This window comes from Lentzea sp. CC55 (assembly GCF_021056325.1).
In the GTDB taxonomy this organism is placed as follows: Bacteria; Actinomycetota; Actinomycetes; order Mycobacteriales; family Pseudonocardiaceae; genus Lentzea; species Lentzea jiangxiensis.
Window position 1 is genome coordinate 110,507 of sequence record NZ_JAJCXE010000043.1, and the last position, 21,405, is coordinate 131,911.

17 protein-coding genes are annotated in these 21,405 nt (G+C 68.7%); 9 read left to right on the plus strand and 8 right to left on the minus strand.

Going from position 1 to position 21,405, the window contains the following annotated elements; all coding sequences use genetic code 11:
- Positions 1 to 6 precede the first annotated feature (6 nt).
- On the plus strand, positions 7 to 1,761 hold the full coding sequence (locus tag L6E10_RS27780; protein WP_236222883.1) for a hypothetical protein: 1,755 nt from the start codon (positions 7 to 9) through the stop codon (positions 1,759 to 1,761).
- Positions 1,762 to 1,770: 9 nt separating this feature from the next.
- On the opposite strand, the gene L6E10_RS27785 is transcribed toward L6E10_RS27780, so the two are convergent.
- Positions 1,771 to 2,709 carry an ABC transporter substrate-binding protein gene (locus L6E10_RS27785; RefSeq protein ID WP_236222884.1) on the minus strand — a complete coding sequence of 313 codons (939 nt, stop codon included), beginning with the start codon at positions 2,707 to 2,709 and terminating at the stop codon, positions 1,771 to 1,773.
- 248 nt (positions 2,710 to 2,957) lie between these two features.
- Between L6E10_RS27785 and L6E10_RS27790 the strand changes: the two genes are divergently transcribed.
- Genes L6E10_RS27790 through L6E10_RS27800 form a run of 3 tightly spaced genes read left to right on the plus strand, consistent with a single transcriptional unit; the run spans position 2,958 to position 6,877 of the window.
- The gene (locus L6E10_RS27790) at positions 2,958 to 3,971 is read left to right on the plus strand and encodes a glycine betaine/L-proline ABC transporter ATP-binding protein (RefSeq protein ID WP_236222886.1); all 1,014 of its coding nucleotides are present in this window, start codon (positions 2,958 to 2,960) and stop codon (positions 3,969 to 3,971) included.
- On the plus strand, positions 3,971 to 5,908 hold the full coding sequence (locus L6E10_RS27795; RefSeq protein WP_236222887.1) for a proline/glycine betaine ABC transporter permease: 1,938 nt from the start codon (positions 3,971 to 3,973) through the stop codon (positions 5,906 to 5,908). The genes L6E10_RS27790 and L6E10_RS27795 overlap by 1 nt, the downstream gene beginning before the upstream one ends.
- A 12-nt stretch (positions 5,909 to 5,920) precedes the next feature.
- Positions 5,921 to 6,877 (plus strand): ABC transporter substrate-binding protein, encoded by a 957-nt coding sequence (locus L6E10_RS27800; RefSeq protein ID WP_236222888.1) that lies wholly within the window; start codon positions 5,921 to 5,923, stop codon positions 6,875 to 6,877.
- Positions 6,878 to 6,952: 75 nt separating this feature from the next.
- Here the strand turns inward: L6E10_RS27800 and L6E10_RS27805 are convergent, their stop codons facing one another.
- The 6 genes from L6E10_RS27805 to L6E10_RS27830 all read right to left on the minus strand — a co-directional run bounded on the left by L6E10_RS27805 (position 6,953) and on the right by L6E10_RS27830 (position 14,419).
- Positions 6,953 to 7,129, minus strand: coding sequence for a hypothetical protein (locus L6E10_RS27805; protein WP_236222890.1), 177 nt, complete (start codon positions 7,127 to 7,129; stop codon positions 6,953 to 6,955).
- Between the two features lie 332 nt (positions 7,130 to 7,461).
- Positions 7,462 to 10,368, minus strand: coding sequence for a glycoside hydrolase family 38 C-terminal domain-containing protein (locus tag L6E10_RS27810; protein ID WP_236222892.1), 2,907 nt, complete (start codon positions 10,366 to 10,368; stop codon positions 7,462 to 7,464).
- A gap of 5 nt (positions 10,369 to 10,373) precedes the next feature.
- Positions 10,374 to 11,480, minus strand: a complete 1,107-nt coding sequence (locus L6E10_RS27815; RefSeq protein ID WP_236222894.1) for a glycosyl hydrolase — start codon at positions 11,478 to 11,480, stop codon at positions 10,374 to 10,376.
- 16 nt (positions 11,481 to 11,496) lie between these two features.
- Entirely contained in the window at positions 11,497 to 12,303 is an 807-nt protein-coding gene (locus L6E10_RS27820; RefSeq protein ID WP_236222895.1) for a carbohydrate ABC transporter permease, read from the minus strand.
- Complete coding sequence (locus L6E10_RS27825) at positions 12,300 to 13,169, minus strand: carbohydrate ABC transporter permease (RefSeq protein WP_236222897.1); 870 nt, start codon at positions 13,167 to 13,169, stop codon at positions 12,300 to 12,302. The genes L6E10_RS27820 and L6E10_RS27825 overlap by 4 nt, the downstream gene beginning before the upstream one ends.
- Complete coding sequence (locus L6E10_RS27830) at positions 13,166 to 14,419, minus strand: sugar ABC transporter substrate-binding protein (RefSeq protein ID WP_236222899.1); 1,254 nt, start codon at positions 14,417 to 14,419, stop codon at positions 13,166 to 13,168. Before L6E10_RS27830 ends, L6E10_RS27825 begins: the two co-directional genes overlap by 4 nt.
- A gap of 106 nt (positions 14,420 to 14,525) precedes the next feature.
- Here L6E10_RS27830 and L6E10_RS27835 point away from each other — a divergent pair, with 106 nt between their 5' ends.
- Complete coding sequence (locus L6E10_RS27835) at positions 14,526 to 15,518, plus strand: LacI family DNA-binding transcriptional regulator (RefSeq protein WP_236222901.1); 993 nt, start codon at positions 14,526 to 14,528, stop codon at positions 15,516 to 15,518.
- Between the two features lie 94 nt (positions 15,519 to 15,612).
- Here L6E10_RS27835 and L6E10_RS27840 read toward each other — a convergent pair whose 3' ends face one another.
- Positions 15,613 to 16,512: a LysR family transcriptional regulator gene (locus tag L6E10_RS27840; RefSeq protein WP_236222903.1), complete on the minus strand. Its 900-nt coding sequence runs from the start codon at positions 16,510 to 16,512 to the stop codon at positions 15,613 to 15,615.
- A gap of 553 nt (positions 16,513 to 17,065) precedes the next feature.
- Here L6E10_RS27840 and tig point away from each other — a divergent pair.
- The 4 genes from tig to clpX all read left to right on the plus strand — a co-directional run bounded on the left by tig (position 17,066) and on the right by clpX (position 21,369).
- Positions 17,066 to 18,412, plus strand: a complete 1,347-nt coding sequence (tig, locus tag L6E10_RS27845) for a trigger factor (RefSeq protein ID WP_236222905.1) — start codon at positions 17,066 to 17,068, stop codon at positions 18,410 to 18,412.
- 196 nt (positions 18,413 to 18,608) lie between these two features.
- Positions 18,609 to 19,196, plus strand: a complete 588-nt coding sequence (locus L6E10_RS27850; RefSeq protein WP_236223014.1) for an ATP-dependent Clp protease proteolytic subunit — start codon at positions 18,609 to 18,611, stop codon at positions 19,194 to 19,196.
- 35 nt (positions 19,197 to 19,231) lie between these two features.
- Positions 19,232 to 19,846: an ATP-dependent Clp protease proteolytic subunit gene (locus L6E10_RS27855; RefSeq protein WP_236223015.1), complete on the plus strand. Its 615-nt coding sequence runs from the start codon at positions 19,232 to 19,234 to the stop codon at positions 19,844 to 19,846.
- 242 nt (positions 19,847 to 20,088) lie between these two features.
- Positions 20,089 to 21,369, plus strand: a complete 1,281-nt coding sequence (clpX, locus tag L6E10_RS27860; protein WP_090100149.1) for an ATP-dependent Clp protease ATP-binding subunit ClpX — start codon at positions 20,089 to 20,091, stop codon at positions 21,367 to 21,369.
- Positions 21,370 to 21,405: the final 36 nt, after the last annotated feature.

Below are 21,405 nucleotides of genomic sequence, written 5' to 3' on the forward strand. Positions count from 1 at the left end.
CGTCACGTGCGCTACCAGTACCTCGACGCCCGGCTGCGGCAGGCCTTCGACGACGCCGGGCTCGACCGCGGGCAGCGGGCGTTCCTGCAGGGGGTGCTGCGCGCGCTCGATCCCGACGCGCATCTGGGGGAGCACGTGGCGGGGCTGAACAGCGCGTTCCTCGCCGTCACGCGGGCGAAGACCGCGCTGGAGAGCCACGCCGCCGAGGACCAGCCGCGGTGGAACCTGCTGCGGCGCGTCATCACCACCTCGCTGGCGTGCATGGACGCCGCCAGGCCCGCGTACGCCCACGGTGGCGCGAAGGAGCTCGCCGCGGCGCGCAAGGTCCTCCTCGGGGTCGAAGCCGCCATCGCGGCCGACGGGCAGAGGCTCGACCCGGTGGTCACGGCCGCGGCGGCGGCGAAGCTCGACCCGGGAGCGCTGGAGAAGGCCGTGCGGAGCTGGCTCGCTCCACTGTGGAACGGCGTCGGGCTTTCGTCGCGCACCAGGATGACCGCCGAGATCGCGGTCGTCGTGGCGGTGCACGGCAGAGACGGCAGGGAGTTGCGGGCCGATCTGCTGCGGTGGCTCAAGAAGCCCGGCGACCTCGGCCGCGTGCTGTGGCCGGAGCCGCGCCGGCACGTCGTGGCGTTCGTGGTGCGGGGGGCCCGCGTGCTGCGGCACCTCGACGGGCTGCTGCCGCAGGCGCGTCAGGAGCCGTTGCACCGCAACAGGTTGCCGAAGGACGACTTCCTCAAGGACGCGGTGGACGGGTCGTCGGTGCTGGTGCGGCTGCCGGTCGAGGCGGCGGACGTGCACACGGCCGCGCTGAAGGGGCGCCGGATCCTCAGCGAGGTGCTCGACCAGTACGCCGCGGGGGAGCGGCTCACCGAGCTGACCATCGCACCGGTCTGGCAGGTCAGCGGGCCGGGCGGCCGCGTCACGCGCGGCACCGAGCACCGGCGGACCGTGAACAACGCCTACCCGCTCACCGCGTACTGGCCCGCCGAGCTGCGCAGCGCGATGCGGGTGGCGAACCTCGCACGTCAGGTCGACGCGCCGATGGCCAGCGCGGGGCTCGCGTGGAGCGCGCTGGAGGCGACGGGGCTCGACCCGGGCAAGATCGCGTGGCTGGCGAAGGCGTGCGCGCTGCAGGTGTTGCGGCAGCACCTGGTCAGCCTGCACGTCGTGCTCACCAACCACGACACCGAACTGCGCAAACCGCTCGACGCGCACGTGCCGACGACCGGGGTGAAGCACCACCTGAGGTCCGTGGACGCCTGGCTGGAGGTGTTGGTCGAGCACAACCGCCCGGACGAACGGCTCGCGGCCGCGCAGCGGGCCGTCACCGCGCTGGCGGAGAACGAGGGCGGGCTGGTCCACGACCTGGCGGGGCTGTGGCGCGACCGGCTCGCCGACTCGAAGGTCCTCGCGGCCTGGCTGCGCGAGCAGGAGGACACCGCCGCCGCGTTGCTGGAGTGGCTCTACGTCACCCGCAACCTCGCGTTCCACGCCGGGCGGTTCGCCTCCCCTGCCGACACGCTCACGGCCCACGCCGGGCAGGCCGTCGCGGACCTGACGCTCGAGTTCCTCGGCAACTGGCGGACCGTCGAACGGCGGCAGGGCCGGCAGGAGACCTCCGCCGTGGAGATCTACCGCCGGCTCGCGCAGCGGGAGGACCAGTTGGTGGCCCGGCTCAAGCGCACGGGATCGGTGCGCAGGCTCAGCGTCGAGGACATCTCCGGCCCCGACGAGAAGTGGTGGTCGCGCGGCCGGAACTGAGGACGGAAGTTACGGCTTGGCCCTCGTGAGCCAGTCCTCGACGCGGTCCGGGTTCGCCTCGACCCACCGCTTCGCCGCCTCGTCCGGCGACATCTTGTACTTGGCGATGAACGACGCGACCGTGTCCTGCTCGTCGTTGCTCCACTGGAAGTTCTGGACCAGCCGTGCCGCGGGCCCGCCCTTCTCGACGAACTTCTTCGAGGCGATCTTGTCGAGCTCGTAGCGCGGGTAGTCGCAGGCGACCTCGGCCGGGTCCGCGTCGCAGCCCGCCGTGTACGCGGGCAGGTCGATCTTGACCAGTTCGATGTCGAGGTGCAGCCACTGCGGCTCGAAGAAGTAGCCGATCAGCGGGGTCTTCTTCTCCTCGGCCTGGCGGAACGCCTTGATGAGCGCCTGCTCGCTGCCCGCGTAGACGACCTTGTAGTCGAGGCCGAGGTTCCTGACCAGCGCCTCGTCGTTCGTCACGTACGAGGGGTCGCCGTCGAGCACCTGGCCCTTGCCGTCGGACTGCGGGGTCTTGAACCTGTCCGCGTACTTGTTGAGGTTCTGCCAGTTCGTGATGTCCGGGAATTCCTTCTTCATCCACGGCGGCACGTACCAGCCGATCACGCCCTTGTTGCCGGTCGGGCCGACCCGCACGGCGGTGCGCTTCTCCTCGACGTACTTCTGCTTCAGGTCCTCGTGGCCCCAGTTCTCGAGGATCACGTCGATCTCGCCGGAGTCGAGGCCCTGCCAGGCGGTCTGCTCGTCGACCTCCTTCTTCGTGACCTCGCAGCCCAGCCGCGTCTCGGCGAGGTGCGCGATCACGGCCGCGTTCGCCTCGTAGCCGACCCACGGGTTGACCGCGATGGTGAGGGAGTCGCAGGGCTCGGTCGGTGTTGCCGGACTGGAGCGGGGTGACGCCGTCGATCCGCTGCCACAACCGGCGATCGTCACCACGAACGTCATTGCCAGAGCAATTCTGGGGGCTTGCACGAACAGCTCCTCGTCGGGGGGAACGAGCGGTTCAGGAGACCGGCGAGTTCACCTTTTCCCCAACGATCAGACAGAGTCAAGTCATAGGATGATTGGTTGTCCAAAAAGGAGCGGATTCGTTTCGGGCCTTGACCGTACCCGTGCGACAGGTCAATGCTGTCGCGCATCGAGAAACGGTGTGCGCAGTCCGCAACAGGTCGGAGTGGTTTGGCGTGGATCCCGTGATTTCGGTCAGGGACCTGTGGAAGGTGTTCGGACCCAAGGCGTCGCAAGTGGTGGGTTCGGACGAGCTCAGGGCTTTGCCGCGATCGGAACTGATGGACCGGACGGGGTCCGTCGCGGCCGTGCGGGGAGTGGACTTCGAGGTCGCTCCAGGGGAGATGTTCGTGGTCATGGGCCTGTCCGGGTCCGGCAAGTCCACTTTGGTCCGCTGCCTCACGAGGCTCGTGGAACCGACCGCGGGCGCGATCACGTTCGAGGGCGAGAACATTCTCGAGGCGGACGCCAAGCGTTTGCGCGAACTGCGTAGGAACAAGTTCTCCATGGTGTTCCAGCACTTCGGACTGCTCCCGCACCGCACCGTCGCCGACAACGTCGGTTACGGTCTGGAAATCCGCGGGGTACCGCGCGCGAAACGCGGGGAGCGCTCCCGGGAAGTGATCGATCTGGTGGGGCTGACCGGATACGAGAAGTCGTATCCGGATCAACTCTCCGGTGGTATGCAGCAACGCGTCGGCCTCGCGAGAGCACTCGCCGGCGATCCCGATGTTTTGTTCTTCGATGAACCTTTCTCGGCGCTCGACCCGCTGATCCGGCGCGACATGCAGTCCGAGGTCGTCAGGCTGCACCGCGAGGTCGGCAAGACGATGGTCTTCATCACCCACGACCTGAGCGAGGCGCTCAAGCTCGGCGACCGCGTCCTGATCATGCGCGACGGCCGGGTCGTGCAGGTCGGCACCGGCGACGAGCTGGTCGGCGCGCCCGCGGACGACTACGTGCGCGACTTCGTGCGGGACGTGTCGCGCCCGGACGTGCTGACGCTCAAGTGGATCATGCGTCCGCCGCGTCCCGGCGACGACCTGGACGGACCGGAGCTCGCGCCGGAGACCGTGGTGCGCGAGGCCGTTCGCGGCGTGCTCGGCGCCGGCAAGCCGGTGAAGGTCGTGCGCGACGGCGAACTGCTCGGGGTCGTGGCCGACGAGGAGATCCTCGGGGTCGTGGCCGGGGAGGCGTGATGGTCGCCGTCGCCGCCCCCAAACGACCCCCTCGGCTGCTGCGGCACAAGAAGGCGCTGGTCCTCGGCGGGATCGTGCTCGCCTGGGTCGTGCTGTGGGTGGCGCTGCGCAACGTCGGCACGTTGCCGCTCGACGCCTCCGAGCTGACGCCGCTGCACCGGTGGGTCAACGACGTCAACGACGCCGTCGGCGCGTCCAGGAACTCCAGCCCCGTCTTCCTGCACTTCTTCAACGAGATCCGGCTCGTCATCGACGAGTTCGTGACGTTCGTCCAGGCGTTGATCGCGCAGCCGTCGTCCGGCCGGCCGGTGCCGGTGATCGGCTGGCTCGGCGTGGTCGCGATCGCGGGCTTCGTCAGCCTCGCGGTCGCCGGCTGGCGGGTCGCGCTGCTCGCCGTGGCGGGCTTCGTGTTCCTGGGCCTGCAGGGGTTGTGGCAGGAGAGCATGGACACGCTCTCGCTGACGCTCTCGGCGGTCGTGATCTCGTTGCTCTTCGGCATCCCGCTGGGGATCTGGGCGGGTCTGTCCGACCGGGCCCACCGGGTCATGACACCGGTGCTCGACTTCATGCAGACGATGCCGACCTTCGTCTACCTGGCGCCGCTGACGCTGTTCTTCCTGATCGGACCGGCCTCGGCGACGATCGCGACGCTGATCTACGCGGCACCGCCCGCGATCCGGATCACCGCGCACGCCATCCGCTCGGTACCGCGCGACACCGTCGAGGCGTCGGAGTCCCTCGGTGCGACGCAGACGCAGACCTTGGTGAAGGTGCTGCTGCCGTCCGCGCGCAAGACCATCGTGCTCGGCGTCAACCAGACGATCATGGCCGCGCTGTCGATGGTCACGATCGCCGCGCTGATCGACGCGCCCGGTCTCGGCAAGACGGTCGTGAAGGCGTTGCAGACGCTCGACGTCGGCACGGCGTTCAACGCGGGCCTCGCGATCGTGGTGCTGGCGATCGTGCTGGACCGCGTGACGACCGCCGCCACCGAGCGCCGCGGGCTCCCGCGCTGGGCGCTGTTCGGCGGGCTCGGCGTCACGGGCGTCTGCGCGTACCTCTCCCACACCTACCTCTGGGCGGCGGAGTTCCAGGCCGACGTGGAGATCGGCAGTTCGATCACCCGGGGCGCGACCGCCGCCACGGAGTGGGCGCAGGACTCGCTGCCGGCGCTGACGAACGGCTTCAAGGACTTCGTGACGTTCGCGCTGATCAACCCGTTGCAGGCGTTGCTCGCCGAGTCGCCGTGGTTCCTCGTGGCGCTCGTGGTCGTGGCGCTGTCGTTCCTGGTCGGCGGCCTGAGGCCCGCGATCGTCTCCGCCGTGTGCCTCGGCCTGCTCGTCGCGACGGGGCTGTGGCAGGACTCGATGATCACGCTGGCGTCCACGCTGGTCGCCACGATCATGGTGATGGTCCTGGGCGTTGTCGTCGGTGTCTGGATGGGGCGCAGCAGGCGCGCGGACCGGATCGTCCGGCCGGTCCTCGACGCCGCGCAGGTCATGCCGGCGTTCGTCTACCTGGTGCCGTTCCTGGCGTTGTTCTCCGCCTCGCGCTTCACGGCGATCATCGCGGCCGTGGTGTTCGCGGCCCCGGTCGCCATCAAGATCATCGCCGACGGCGTCCGCGCCGTGCCGCCCGCGGCGGTCGAGGCGTCCACGGCGCTGGGGTCGAGCTCGTGGCAGACGATCGTGAAGGTCCAGCTGCCCATGGCGCGCGGGGCGTTGACCCTCGCCGCCAACCAGGGATTGGTCTACGTGCTCTCGATGGTCGTCGTCGGCGGGCTCGTCGGCGCCGGCGCGCTCGGCTACGACGTGGTGGCCGGGTTCTCGCAGGGCCAGTTGTACGGCAAGGGGCTCGCGGCCGGTGTCGCGATCGTCGTGCTGGGCGTGATGCTCGACCGCCTCACCCGGGCGGCCGCCCAGCGGTGGACCAACTAGGAGGTCTGGGAAGTGGGTAGGCACAGCGTGCTGGGAGCGGTGCTGGTGGGAGCGCTCGCTTTGGCCGGTTGCGGTGGCGCCAAGGTCGGTGACACCTCCTCGGGTGCGACCGGCGACTGCGGCACGTTCAACCTCGCGATCAACCCGTGGGTCGGCTACGAGGCGAACGCCGCCGTGCTCGCTCACGTGGCCGAGAAGGAGCTGGGCTGCAAGGTCACGAAGAAGGAGCTCAAGGAAGAGGTGGCCTGGCAGGGCTTCGGCACCGGCGAGGTCGACGCCGTCGTGGAGAACTGGGGCCACGACGACCTGCGCAAGAAGTACATCGACGAGCAGAAGACCGCCGTCAGCGCGGGGTCCACCGGTGTGAAGGGGCAGATCGGCTGGTACGTGCCGCCGTGGCTCGCCAAGGAGCACCCCGACATCCTCGACTGGAACAACCTCAACAAGTACGCGGACAGGTTCAAGACGTCCGAGTCCGGTGACAAGGGCCAGCTGCTCGACGGCGACCCGTCGTTCGTGACCAACGACGAGGCCCTGGTGAAGAACCTGAACCTCGACTACAAGGTCGTCTACGGCGGCAGCGAGACCGCGCTGATCCAGGCCTTCCGCCAGGCGGAGAAGGACAAGAAGTGGGTCATCGGCTACTTCTACTCGCCGCAGTGGCTGCTCAACGAGATCAAGCTCGAGAAGGTGAAGCTGCCCGAGTACAAGCCCGGCTGTGACGCCGACGCCGAGAAGGTCGCCTGCGACTACCCGGACTACGACCTCGACAAGATCGTGTCCAAGAAGTTCGCCGACGCGGGCGGCCCGGCCTTCCAGCTGGTCAAGAACTTCCAGTGGACCAACGAGGACCAGAACACCGTGGCGAAGTACATCGCCGAGGACAAGATGAAGCCCGAGGACGCCGCCGGGAAGTGGGCGGACGCCAACGCCGACAAGGTCAAGGCGTGGCTGCCGGCCAAGGCCTAGGAGCGCTCCGGCCGTGGGGGTGGTTCCCGTTCCCGGACGAGAGGAACAGGGCCACCCCCACGGCCACCCCCGGCATCACGCAGCCTGTGGTCCGGCGGGAACCTCAGGCTCGTGGCGGTGTGTCATGCGGTGCCACCACGACCGCTCCTTGCCACCGTTGCGGTAGTACTCCCGCGCACGGCGTGCGTCCTCGCGCAGCGCCTCCTGCCGGTAGTCCATCTCCGCCTTGATCGCCTCGGGCGTCCATTCCATCCGACTCACTCCTCAGTTCGTTCTCCGACGAGGATGAGATTGCTCCTGAGGGGTGAACCCCGGCATCGGACGATCACCCATGGTCGCGCCGCAGAACCCCTTACGCCGCCCTCCCGCGGCCGGAACAGCGGATCCCCGCGGCCGGGGTAAGGGGCCGCGATCGACGCCCCCGTCCACCTGCCCGCGCGACCTGCGAAGTTCTTCACCGCCGGGCAGGCGGTCGCTGCCTGCTCCAGGCGGTGTGGGACCAACCCGGCGAGGCCGTCGCCGGTGAAACGGGAAACCCGGCCCGCGAGGGCCGGAGCCTCCCGTCTCCGGCAGCGGAGGAGAGGTCACCTCGTGAATCGCAGGGTGATCACTTGGAAGGGGCGGAGCACCACCTCGGCCGACGCGTCGGCCAGTGGCCGTTCGAGCAGGTCGGTCTCCTGGATCCGCCGGTGGGCGAAGGAGGTGCTGATCGAGGCGCGCGCACGACCGCCGTGCGCCTCGTAGAGCCGGACGACGACGTCGCCCGACCTGTCGTCGGCCAGCTTCACGGCCTCGACCCTGACCGCGGGGTTGTCCGTGCGCACCAGGGGTCGCGGTGCCGCGGAGCCGCGGACGGACCGCGGCGGCAGGTTGATGCGGTAGCCGGCGTCGATGGCCGCCGGCAGGTCGCCGACCACCAGGGCGTAGCGGAAGCGGTGCTCGCCCTGGTCGGTTTCCGGGTCGGGGAAGCGGGGTGCGCGCAGCAGGGACAGGCGCACGGTCGTGGTGGTGCCGCCGTCCTCACGGGTGGTGCGGGTGACCTCGTGGCCGTAGGTCGAGTCGTTGACCACCGCGACGCCGTAGCCGGGTTCGCCGACGTGCAGGAAGCGGTGGGCGCAGATCTCGAACTTCGCCGCCTCCCACGAGGTGTTGGTGTGCACCGGGCGGTGCAGGTGGCCGAACTGGGTCTCGGCCGTGGAGACCTCGGCGCGCAGGTCGAGCGGGAACGCGATCTTGAGCAGCTTCTCGCGCTCCTGCCAGTCGACCTCGGTGGTGAAGTCGACCTGCTTCGCGCCCTCGCGCAGGCGGATGGTCTGGGTGAGCACCGAGTCGCCGAACTCCGCCCGCACGACCACGCCGTCGGAGGTGTCGACGCGTTCGGACGGGATCAGGTCGGCCTTCCAGTTGCGGTAGAAGGGGTCGATGTCCCAGGCGTCCCACTGGTTCGGGTTGTCGCGGTGCAGTTGCGGCATGCCGGCGAAGCCGTGCGGCGGCAGCACCTCGCGGCCCTCTTCGAGGTCGAGGACCGAGGTCACGATGCCGTCGGCGTCGATCGTGACGCGCAGCCTGCCGTTGTCGAGCACGCCGTCCGCCGGTGCCACGAACGGCCGCGGGGCGTCGCCGCCGAGCACGTCGAACGTCAGCTCGTCGTCGCCCTCGCCCTTCAGCGCGTCGACGGCCCGGGCGGTCAGCGCCTCGAGCTCGGACGCCACGCGGGCGTAGGTGGCCTCGGCCTCGCGGTGCACCCAGGCGATCGAGCTGCCGGGCAGGATGTCGTGGAACTGGTGCAGCAGCACGGTCTTCCACAGCCGGTCGAGGTCGTCGTACGGGTACTCGGCACCCGCGAGGGCAGCGGCCGCCGACCAGTGCTCGGCCTCGCGCAGCAGGTGTTCGCTGCGGCGGTTGCCCTGCTTGGTCCTGGCCTGGGTGGTGTAGGTGGCGCGGTGCTTCTCCAGGTACAGCTCGCCCGCCCACACCGGCGCGTCCGGGTACTCGTCCTGTGCCGCCTGGAAGAAGTCGCGGGGAGGTTCGACGCGCACGGTCGGCGAGCCTTCGAGGTTCGCGACGCGGTGCGCGGTCTCCATCATCTCGCGGGTGGGGCCGCCACCGCCGTCGCCGTAGCCGAACGGCACCAGCGACCGCGAGGCCTTGGCGTGCTCGGCGAACTGCCTGGACGCGCGCGCCAGCTCCTCGCCGGACAGCGACGAGTTGTAGGTGTCGACGGGCGGGAAGTGCGTGAAGATCCGCGTGCCGTCGATGCCCTCCCACCAGAACGTGTGGTGCGGGAACCTGTTGATCTGGTTCCACGACAGCTTCTGGGTGAGGAACCACCGCGAGCCGCTCAGCTTGATCAGCTGGGGGAGCGCGGCGCTGTAGCCGAACGAGTCCGGCAGCCACACCTCCTCGGTCTCGACGCCGAAGTTGTCGAGGAAGAAGCGCTTGCCGTGCACGAGCTGGCGCGCCATCGCCTCGCCGCCGGGCATGTTCGTGTCGGACTCGACCCACATGCCGCCGACGGGCACGAACTGTCCACCGCGGACCTTCTCGCGAACGCGCTCCCACACGTGCGGGTGGTGCTCCTTCATCCACGCGTACTGCTGGGCCTGCGAGCACGCGAAGTAGAAGTCCGGGTACTCGTCCATCAGCTTCGTGACGTTCGAGAACGTGCGGGCGCACTTGCGGACGGTCTCGCGCAACGGCCAGAGCCACGCGGAGTCGATGTGCGCGTGACCGATCGCGGAGACCTTGTGCGCGGAGGCGTTCGCGGGCAGCGCGAGGACACCGGCCAGCTCCGCGCGGGCGAGGCCGGCGGTGGCGGCGACCTCGTTCAGGTCGAGCACGTCCATCGCCCGGTCCAGCGCGTGCAGGACCTTGTGCCGGCGCGGGTCGTGGCCGGGCAGTTCCCCCATCAGCGACTGCAGCACCTCGATGTCGAGCATCAGGTGCCACACCTGCGGCCGGAACACCGCGAGCTCGGCCTTGAGGATCCTGTACAGCGGCTCGGTGCCCGCCGTCCGCTTGTCGCCCAGCGGGGTCGGCAGGAACGGGTGGAAGTCGAGGATCGTCGGGTTGCCGGCGGCCTCCAGGTAGAACAGCACCTCGCGGCCGTCGACGGGCAGGTGGGTGTTGCGCGGCTCGATGCCCTTGATCGGCTCGCCCCGGGCGTTGTAGGCGAGGCCCTCGGACTGGAAACCGGGACCGGGGTGGGTGAAGCCGAGGTCCAGCACGACCTCGACCTGCTCGCCCTGCCACGACTCCGGGACGGTGCCGCTGAGGCGGAACCAGCTCGTGCTCCAGGGCGCGCCCCACGCGTCGCCGACCGCCGCCGGGAGGTAGGTGGCTTCGAGGGCTTCGGCGACCGGGACGGGCTCGTCCGGCACCGTCCAGACGGCGAGTTCGAGCGGTGCGGTCTCGCCGTAGACGGCCGGGCGGATGCGTTCCTTCAGCGTGCGGTTGAGCCGTTCTTCCAGCAACGCGCGTTCGTCGTGCATGTCGTCTACCCCAGTTCGATCGAGGCACGCACACCCGTGCGCGCGAGGGCCATCCACTCGTCGAAGAAGGCGCCACCGGGGCCCCACGAGGGCCGGTCGCCGTGCAGCGTGATCGGCGTGCGCTCGGCCGGCGCGGGCGGCGTCGTCCGAGCGATCCGGGCGATCACCTCGCCGAGCGGCTTGACCTTGCGTTCGGTGGTCATCAGCCCCAACTCGTACTCGCGTTCGGGGAAGTCCACCAGCGCACGGTCGACGTCGAACGAGCACCACCACGTGACGCCCCAGAGGTTGGCGCACGTCAGCACGTTCGCAAGCGTTTGCTCGGCGAAGTCGGGCGCCTGCTCGGCGCTGATCTCGGGCTGCGCGGCGCCCACCTCCTGCAGCCACACCTGCCGCCGCGGGTCCTTCGCGTGGGCCTTCGCGAGCTCGACGAGGTACTCGGCGTGGTGGACGCTCTCCGGCGACATCGGGCCGTAGCGCTGCGCAGTGCCGTTGAAGACCCACGAGTGCACGGTCGTCATCGCGCCCTTGTTCGCCGCGTGCTCGGGTAGGAACGAATGTTCGCTCTCGTACCAGACGGCGTCGTACTCGGAGTGCACGTGCGGCTGGTGCGGCGCTGCTTCCGCGCACTCGGCGAGCAAGGTGTCGATCCACTCGGCGGCCTGCTCGGGCGTGCACGGGTGGGACTCGGTGAGCAGGTTGACCTCGTTGCCGAGGGTGAAGCCGAGGAAGTTCGGCCGTTCCCCCAGCTCCTGCGCGAGCGTGCGGATGTAGAGCTTCTGCCCGCTGATCACGTCGAGGTTGGTGAAGATGTTGGCGCGGTGCCAGGTCTGCACCCACGACGGGTAGAAGTCGAAGCTCGACAGGTGCCCCTGCAGCACGTCGACCTGCACGTCCAGGCCGAACTCGTGCGCCGCGTCGAGCACGTGCCCGAGCTGCTCGACCGCCTTCGGCCGGACGAGGCCGCGGTTGGGCTGGAACACCGGCCACAGCGGGAACACCCGCACGTGGTCTAGTCCCAGCCCGGCGATCGCCTCGAAGTCGGCTTTGACGTCGTCCAGCGAGAAGTCGAGCCAGTGGTGGAACCAACCGGTGGACGGGGTGTAGTTCACGCCGAAACGCAATGGTTCATCCCTTGATCGCGCCTTCTCCCACTCCGCGGAAGAAGTGCTTCTGCAGCAACAGGAACAACAGGATCAGCGGGAGGACGGCGATGATCGTGCCCGCCGCCACCAGCCGCTGGTTCTGCACGAACGTGCCCTGGAGGTACGCCAGGCCGATGGTGAGCGTGTACTTCTCCTGGTCGCTCAGCACCACGAGCGGCCACAGGAAGTCGTCCCAGCTGAACATGAACGAGAACAGCGCCACCACGACCAGCGTGCCCTTCACCGACGGCAGCGCGAGGCGGGTGAAGCGCTGCCACGCGTTGGCGCCGTCGATGATCGCGGCTTCCTCGACTTCGGCGGGAAGTGCGAGGAAGGCGTTGCGCAGCAACAGGACGTTGAGCGCGGCGATCGCGCCGGGCAGCACGACCGCGGTCAGGGTGCCGGTGAGGCCGAGCCCGCGCATCACCAGGAACAGCGAGATGAGGATCGCCTCGAACGGCACCAGGATGCTGCTGGCGAAGATCACCGCGGCGAACCTGCGTCCCTTGAACTCCAACCGTGCCAACGCGTAGCCGGCCATCGCCGCGCCGAGGCAGTTCGTGGTGACGTTGACGCTCGCCACGCCCAGCGAGTTGAGCGCGAACGTCCAGACCGGCACCACGTCGGCCACGGCCGCGTAGTTGCCGAGGGTCGGGTCGTCCGGGATGAAGTCGGGCACGAAGACGTCCTCGTTCGGCCCCTTGACGCTGGTCGCGAACTGCCACAGGAACGGTCCGATGCTGATCGCGAGGACGGCGAGGAGTGCGCTGTACCGCAGTGCGAGCTTCACAGCTGCTCCTCCCCGCGGTTGAGCTTGAGGGTGACCAGCAGCAGCCCCAGCAGGACCACGAACAGCACGAGGCTCAGCGCGGACGCGTACCCGACCTCACCGGTGAGACCGCGGCCGACGGACTGGATGAGCAGCACCATCGTGGTGCTCGCCCCGCCGGGCCCGCCGGTGCCGCCGGACAGCAGGTAGATCTCGGAGAACACCCGGAACCCGTTGACCGCGCTCAACGCCGCGACCAGCACCATGGTCGGCCGCAGCGCGGGCACGGTGACCGACCAGAACCGCCTGACCGGCCCCGCGCCGTCGACCATCGCGGCCTCGTGCAGGTCCTTCGGCACGTTCGCGAGCGCGGCCAGGTAGATCACCATGTAGTAGCCCAGGCCGCGCCAGACCGTGACGACCATCGAGCTGACCAGCAGCAGCGTCGAGTCGGTCAGGAACGGGATCCTGGCCCCGCCCAAGGCCTCCACGACGTTGTTCACCAGGCCGCGGCTGTCGAGCAGCCACGTCCAGATGAGCCCGACCACGACCGTGGACGCGATCACGGGCGTGAAGAACGCCGTGCGGAAGATCCCGATGCCCGGCACGACCTTCTGCGCGAGCACCGCGATCAGCAACGGCAACAGCACCAGCGGCGGCACCACGCCGACCATGTAGAGCGCGCTGTTGCGGGCCGCCACCCAGAACTTCGGGTCCTCCGCCATCCGCACGAAGTTGTCCACGCCGGTGAACCGGCCGCCGCCCAGCGCGCTCGCGTCGGTGAACGCGAGCACGACCATGTTCACGAACGGGAAGATCGTGAACATCAGGCAGATGGCCAGCCCCGGGGCCAGGAACAGCCACGGCGTGTAGGGCCGGTGCGTCACTTGAGCAGCCTGTTGCACTCGTTCACGGCGTCGTCCAACGCCTGCTTCGCGGACTTCTTGCCGAGCATGGCGTCGGCGAGCTGCTGCAGCAGCGCCTCCCGCATCTGGTCGCTGAACTGCACCGGCGTGTAGTTCACCGCCGTCTTGAGCTGCTTGGCCGCCGCGACCCGCACGCGGGCCTCGTCGGTGCCGTCCTCCGTGGTGAAGTACGGGTCGTCGCCGCCCCGGGACGTGCTCGGGAAGATCGAGGCGAGCTTGGCGAACGCGACCTGGTTCTCGGCGTTGGTGAGGAACCGCCCGAACGCGAGCGCCGTGGCCTGGTTCTTGCTGCTCTTCGGCACGCTCACGCCGTGCAGGAACATGTTGGCGCTGCCCGTGTTCGTGATGGGCTTGGTGATGCCGACGTTCGCGTAGAGGCTCGGCGCGTCCGTCTTGAACTTGCCGAGGTCGTACGCGCTGCCGGGGTTGAGCGCGGTCTGCTGCGCCATGAACTTCGTGCCGGCGCCCGTGTAGTTCTGCGTGAGCGCCTCGGGGACCAGCGCGCCCGCGTCGTACATCCGCTTGTAGACCTCGACGAGCTCGACGCCCTTGGGCTCGTTGAACGTGAACTCGTCGTTTTCGAACAGCTTGACGCCGTAGAGCCCGAAGTCGGCGATGCTCGGGGTCTGGCCGAGCATGGCGATCTTCTTCTCGGCGAGCTTCAGAGCTTGCTCCTCGAGCTCCTTGAAGTTCGTCGGCGGCTTGGCCGGGTCCAGGCCGGCCTGCTGGAACAGGGCTTTGTTGTAGAAGACCGGTCCGGTGTTGAGGTACCAGGGGAAGCCGTAGCAGCCGCCCTTGCCGGGGATCTCGAACGCCTGCCAGGCGTTCTCGAGGTAGTCGGGCTTGGCGTCCTCGAGTGATTCGTCGAGGTCGACCAGCTGCCCGGCCTCGGCCAGCGGGAAGCTGAGGTCCGGCGGCACGTTGACGACGTCGGGCAGGCTGCCCGCGCTCGCGTCCGCCATGACCTTCGCCAGGTACCCGTCCGCCGGCTGGTCGACCCACTTCACCGCGGTGCCCTGGTGCTTCTTCTGGAACGCGTCGATGACACCGTTGACGTAGTCGGTGTACTTGGGCTTGAGGGACCAGGTCTGGAACGTGATCTCGCCCGTGACCTGTCCCGTCGCCGACGAGCCCGTGCTGGACGTGCCGGACAGTCCACAGCCCGCCACGGGCACCGCCGCCAGGCCCGCGAGGAACGTGCGCCTCTTCATTGACACCCACCTCCTTGCTCGCGGACCCTAGCTAAACCGGTTTATCTCCGGCTAGCCTCCGACCGTCTTGTTGTCTTGTTCCGGACAGGTGCGGTGCGGTGAGCGCGTGGTGAAGAGACCGACGATCAAGGACATCGCGGCGGGGGCCGGGGTGTCCAAGGGTGCTGTCTCGCTGGCGCTGAACGGCCGCGCCGGCGTCTCGGAGGCGACCCGCGCCCGCGTGCTGGAGGTGGCCTCGTCGCTGGGGTACCGGCCGTCCGTGACGGCCAGGGCGCTGTCCTCGGCCTCCGCCGACGCCGTGGGGCTGGTGCTGGTGCGGCCGCCCCGCGCGCTGGGGGACGAGGCGTTCTTCTTCCAGCTGATCGCCGGGATGCAGTCCGAGATGTCGTCGGCGCTGCTGCTGCAGGTGGTGTCGTCGCGGGAGGACGAGATCTCGCTGTACCGGCGCTGGTGGGCCGAGCACCGGGTCGACGGGGTGTTCCTCGTCGACCTGCTGGTGTCGGATCCGCGGGTCGAGCTGATGTCGTCGCTCGGGCTGCCGGCCGTCGTGGTGGGCGGCGCCGGGCACCACGGGGAGCTCGCTTCGGTGTGGGCCGACGACTACGCGGCGATGACCTCCGCGGTGGAGCACCTGAAGACGTTGGGGCACCGGCGGATCGCCCGCGTGACGGGGTTGCCCTCGTTGTTGCACACCGTTCGGCGGGATGCCGCGTTCGCCGCCTCCTGTGAGGACGGTCTGGTGGTGGCCGGCGACTACACGGCTGAGGCCGGGGCTTCCGCCACGCGGTCGTTGCTGGCGTTGGGGTCTCCGCCCACCGCGATCGTGTACGACAACGACGTCATGGCTGTGGCCGGGGCCTCCGCGGCTGCCGCCCTGGGGGTCGCCGTGCCGTCCGAGCTGTCGGTGGTGGCTTGGGACGACTCGGTCCTGTGCCAGCAACTGGGGCTGACCGCGCTGTCCCGGGACACGTTCGCGTTCGGGGCCCGGGCGGCCAGGGCGCTGGTCTCGGTGATCGGGGGTGCGTCGCCCACCGACGAGGAGGACGTGCTGCCCGAGCTGGTGGTCCGGGGGAGCACCGGGCGCGCGCCCGTCGCGTAGGCGGTGCGGTTCGGGTGGGGTGACGGGACCACCCCACCGAACCCCGCGTTCAGGGCGGCTCGGCCTCGCCGTCGCGACGGTGCGGGTGCGGTGGTCAGGTCAGCGAGGCGACCTGGTCGCTCACCACCTGCGCCGCCGCCGACACCAGTGCCGTCACCGCCGGGTTCGTCGAGTTGTCCTGGCGCCAGCCGAACTGCGTGTAGACGCGGAAGGCCGGCGACCAGGGCAAGCGGACCAACCTGCCGTCGGCGAGCTCCGAGGACACGGTGACCTCCGGCATGAGGGCGATGCCGAGGCCCGAGGCGACCGCTCGTTTGGCGGCGTCCACCGAGTCGAGTTCCAGGACCGGGGCGCGGGTGTCGTCGTAACCGAGGGAGTGTTCGAAGAGCTCGTGGTAGGAGGCGCCGTTCTCCGCGCGGATCAGGGTGTTGCTCGTCAGGTCGTCCTCGGTGAGGCTCTGGCGCTGGGTCAGCGCGTGGTTCGGGCCCGCGACCATCACGAGGGGTTCGGGGCACAGGACCGTTGTCTCGAGGCCCTCGCGCGGTTCTATCGCCCCGATGAAGAAGGCGCAGTCGAGTTGGCCGTCGCGCACCGAGTTCAGGTTGTTCAGGGCGTTGCGCGAGTGCAGCGAGAGTTGAACTGACGGGTAGCGCCAGCACATGTATTCGATGAGCGGTAGCAGACGGTAGTCGGTCAGGCTCTGTGCGGAACCGATGACGAGTTTGCCGTGCGGCTCGCCGTTCATCGTTATGGCTTTTCGAGCCTTTTCGGTGAGGTTGATGATGTTACGCGCGAACGGGAGCAGTTCGACACCCGCGGACGTCATCTGGATACCTCTGGGGAGGCGCCGGAAAAGCACGACGCCGAGGCCTTCCTCCAGTGCCTTGATGCGGGTGGTGATGGTCGGCTGCGAGCAGTTGAGCGTGGCAGCGGCCTTGGTGAAGCTCCCTGTCTGAACCACGGTCGTGAACGCGAGAAGCTGGCGTGTCTCCATCAGGCGGATCCTCGGGCTAAAACGGTGCGACGACTTTTTCTCGTTTGTTCCCGTGGTCCTGTTACGGATGGTGCGGGCGCAGTAACGCTACCTGTCCGCCGAGGCTGCGTGATTGGTGCTTATGGAGTCATCTCGATCTGCCCCGGAAAGGCTGTTTCCGCCGAACGAGTGAAATTGTGGTGACCGTTTTTACGGGTTGTAGCGGGCTGACTTCTTTCTGTGAAGACTTTCGCGAGGCGAACAAAAGGGGCGGAGGGCACGGCGGCTGCGGACCAGCGGGAGATCGCTTGGACGCGCGCCGGCGGACGGTGGTTCCTGGCGGTGCGAACCCGTCCGCGGGAACCACCGCCCGGCTCTTGTGGAGCTCTCCCGCCACGCGCGCTGGAGCGTTCGTGCGCCGTGCGCAACGAGACCTCGGGAGCGCTGTCACGTCGCTGGAGCGGGGTGGCGGCGGTCACAGCGCGGGTCTCGCCTAGACTCGCTGGGAATCCGGGCGTCCCGAGTGGCGGTACCGGCTGTCTTGCACGTTCTTGTTCGTATCGAGGAGTCCACGTTGAAGAGCACCGTCGAGCACCTGAGCCCGACGAGGGTCCGGATCAACGTCGAGGTGCCGTTCGACGAGCTCAAGTCGAACTTCGACCAGGCGTACCGGAAGCTCGCGAAGCAGGTCCGCATCCCCGGTTTCCGCCCGGGCAAGGCCCCCGCCAAGGTCCTGGAGAACCGCATCGGCCGCGCTCCGGTGCTGGACGAGGTCATCCAGGAGGCCATCCCGGCCAAGTACCTGGAGGCGGTCAACGCCGGTGAGGTGCGCACGCTCGGTCGCCCGGACTTCGAGGTCACCAAGATCGAGGACGGCCAGACGCTCGAGTTCACCGCCGAGGTCGACGTCCGCCCCGAGATCACCGTGCCCGCGTTCGGCGAGCTCGCCGTGACCGTCGACGAGCAGGAGGTCACCGACGAGGACGTGACCACCCAGCTCGACGAGCTCCGCGCCCGCTTCGGCACGCTGACCGGCGTCTCCCGCCCGGTGCAGACCGGCGACTTCGTGATCGTCGACCTGTCCGCGACCGTCGACGGCGAAGAGGTCGAGGAGGCCCGCACCAGCGGCCTGTCCTACGAGGTCGGCTCCGGCCAGCTCGTCGAGGGCATCGACGAGGCGCTCGTCGGCGCCTCCGAGGGCGAGACCAAGACCTTCACCACCACGCTCGTCGCCGGTGAGCACGAGGGCCGCGAGGCCGAGGTCACCGTCGTGCTGAGCACCGTCAAGGAGCGCCAGCTCCCCGAGCTCGACGACGAGTTCGCGCAGCTCGCCAGCGAGTTCGACACGCTCGACGAGCTCAAGGCCGACCTGCAGACCCGCCTGGGCCGCGTCAAGAAGATGCAGCAGGGCGTGCAGGCGCGCGACAAGGTCCTCGAGGCGCTGCTGGAGACCACCGAGGTCCCCCTGCCCGAGGGCATCGTCCAGGGCGAGGTCGACGCGCGCAAGCACGACGCCGTGCACGCCTTCGACCACGACGACGAGAAGTTCGCCGCGTGGCTGACCGAGCAGGGTCAGACGGAGGAGGAGTTCGACACCGAGCTGCGCAAGGCCGCCGAGCAGGCCGTCAAGACGCAGCTGGTGCTCGACTCGATCGCCGACGCCGAGCAGGTCACGGTGTCCGACGGCGAGCTGACCGAGCGGATCATCTACCAGGCCCAGCGCTTCGGCATCAGCCCGGACGAGTACGTCAAGCGCGCGCAGCAGTCCGGCCAGCTCGGCGCGATCTTCGCCGACGTCCGCCGGGGCAAGGCGCTCGCGAGCGTCGTGCGCCAGGCCGAGGTGTCCGACACGAGCGGCGCCAAGCTGGACCTCGACGAGCTCTTCGGCGAGACCAAGTCCGATGAGGACGGCCAGGAGTAGCGACCGAGTCGCTCGCCCTTTCCCCGCGAGCGGGCGAGCTCCGGAAATACAGCTCATAGCGAACGCGGGCGGTGTCGGGCATCTGACGCCGCCCGCCTTCGTTAAGGTCGATCGCAGAGAGTTTTTCGCTTCCAGATTCGTTCCACCTGGAGTTAGGCAGGCAGACGTGACGCAGCACTCCTTCCCGACCCCCGAGATGCGGTCGGCCACCGCCGGGATGAACCTCAACGACTCGGTGTACGAGCGGCTGCTCCGCGAGCGGATCATCGTCCTGGGATCGCAGGTCGAAGAGGGCATCGCCAACCAGATCACCGCTCAGCTGCTGCTTCTCGCCGCTGAGGACCCCGAGAAGGACATCACGCTCTACATCAACTCGCCGGGTGGCTCCGTCACGGCGGGCATGGCCATCTACGACACGATGCAGCTCATCCAGCCGGACGTGGCCACGTACGCGATGGGCCTCGCGGCCTCGATGGGGCAGTTCCTGCTCTCCGCGGGCGCGCCCGGCAAGCGCCACGCGCTCCCGCACGCCCGCATCCTGATGCACCAGCCGTCGGCCGGTGTCGGCGGTACGGCCGCGGACATCGCGATCCAGGCGGACATGCTGACGCGCACCAAGCGCGAGATGGCCGAGCTCATCGCCGAGCACACCGGGCAGTCGGTGGAGACCATCACCCGTGACTCCGACCGCGACCGCTGGTTCACGGCGCAGGAAGCGCTCGAGTACGGCTTCGTCGACAAGGTCGTCACCCGGGCCCAGCCCGTCGGCGACTCGAACAACTGACGTCAGCTAGGAGACCTCAAGTGAGCCAGTTCCACATGCCTCAGTCGCGGTACGTGCTGCCGTCGTTCGTCGAGCGCACCAGCTACGGCATGAAGGAGTCGAACCCGTACAACAAGCTGTTCGAGGAGCGCATCATCTTCCTCGGCGTGCAGGTTGACGACGCTTCGGCCAACGACGTCATGGCGCAGCTGCTGGTCCTCGAGTCCGAGGACCCGGACCGCGACATCCTGATGTACATCAACTCGCCGGGTGGCTCGTTCACCTCGCTGATGGCCATCTACGACACCATGCAGTTCGTCCGCCCGGACATCCAGACGTACTGCCTCGGCCAGGCCGCCTCGGCCGCCGCGGTGCTGCTGGCCGCCGGCACCCCCGGCAAGCGCCACGCGCTGCCGAACGCGCGAATCCTGATCCACCAGCCCTCCATGGAGGGCGCGTACGGTCAGGTGTCCGACCTGGAGATCCAGTCGAACGAGATCCAGCGCGTGCGCCGCCTGATGGAGACCACCCTCGCGCGGCACACGAACCGGACGGCGGAGGAGGTTCGCGAGAGCATCGAGCGCGACCGCATCCTCACGGCCGAGGAGGCCAAGGAGTACGGCATCGTCGACTCGGTGCTGCCCTACCGCAAGCTTTCCGCCAAGTCCTGACACGCGTGTTCCCGAGGGCTGGGAAGGCCCGGCCCTCGGGAGAACGCGTACCGACACGCCCGGGAAGACCAGGTGTCTGGCCTGATCGGCGCGTCGGGGGGACGCTGGTCCTCCCCTGAAACGGGGTGGGCCAGGTACCGTCAGTGCAACGGGCTCAGCACCCACAGCCAGTGGGACTGCCACAGCAAGTCAGCAGGCGCACTACAGCAGGTGTGCGCCGGAGGGGACATAGGTCAGCGGTCATGGCGCGTATCGGTGACGGCGGCGACTTGCTGAAGTGCTCTTTCTGCGGAAAGAGCCAGAAGCAGGTGAAGAAACTCATCGCCGGCCCCGGCGTCTACATCTGCGATGAGTGCATCGATCTCTGCAACGAGATCATCGAGGAGGAGCTGGCCGAAGCCGGCGACGTGAAGCTCGACGAGCTGCCGAAGCCCGCCGAGATCCACGAGTTCCTCGACCAGTACGTCATCGGCCAGTCCGAGGCGAAGCGGACCCTCTCGGTCGCTGTCTACAACCACTACAAGCGCATCCAGGCGGGCGACCGCGGGCGCGAGGGTCGTGACGACGGCGTCGAGCTGGCGAAGTCGAACATCCTCATGCTCGGCCCGACGGGCTGCGGCAAGACCTACCTCGCGCAGACGCTCGCGAAGATGCTGAACGTGCCGTTCGCCATCGCCGACGCGACGGCGCTGACGGAGGCCGGGTACGTCGGTGAGGACGTCGAGAACATCCTCCTGAAGCTCATCCAGGCCGCCGACTACGACGTCAAGCGCGCCGAGACGGGCATCATCTACATCGACGAGGTCGACAAGATCGCTCGGAAGAGTGAAAACCCGTCGATCACGCGCGACGTCTCCGGCGAGGGCGTGCAGCAGGCGCTGCTGAAGATCCTGGAAGGCACCACCGCATCGGTGCCCCCGCAGGGCGGCCGCAAGCACCCGCACCAGGAGTTCATCCAGATCGACACGACGAACGTGCTGTTCATCGTGGCCGGTGCGTTCGCGGGTCTCGAGAAGATCATCCAGGACCGGGTCGGCAAGCGAGGCCTGGGCTTCGGCGCCGAGGTCCGTTCCAAGGCCGAGGTGGACGCGGCGGACTACTTCGCCGACTCCATGCCGGAGGACCTGATCAAGTTCGGCCTGATCCCCGAGTTCATCGGGCGTCTGCCGATGGTCGCCTCCGTCACGAACCTCGACAAGCCGTCGCTGGTGATGATCCTCACCGAGCCGAAGAACGCCCTGGTGAAGCAGTACCAGAAGCTCTTCGAGATGGACGGCGTCGAGCTCGAGTTCACCAAGACCGCGCTCGAAGCGGTCGCCGACCAGGCGATCCTGCGCGGTACCGGTGCCCGAGGCCTGCGCGCGATCATGGAGGAGGTCCTGCTCCCGGTGATGTACGACATCCCGAGCCGCACGGACGTCGCCAAGGTCGTCATCACCGAGCAGACGGTGAAGGAGAACGTGAACCCGACGATCGTCGCCCGGCAGCCGTCGCGCCGCGAACGGCGGGAGAAGTCGGCTTAGGTTCCACGCTCGACAAGGGGCGCCGGTGATCTCACC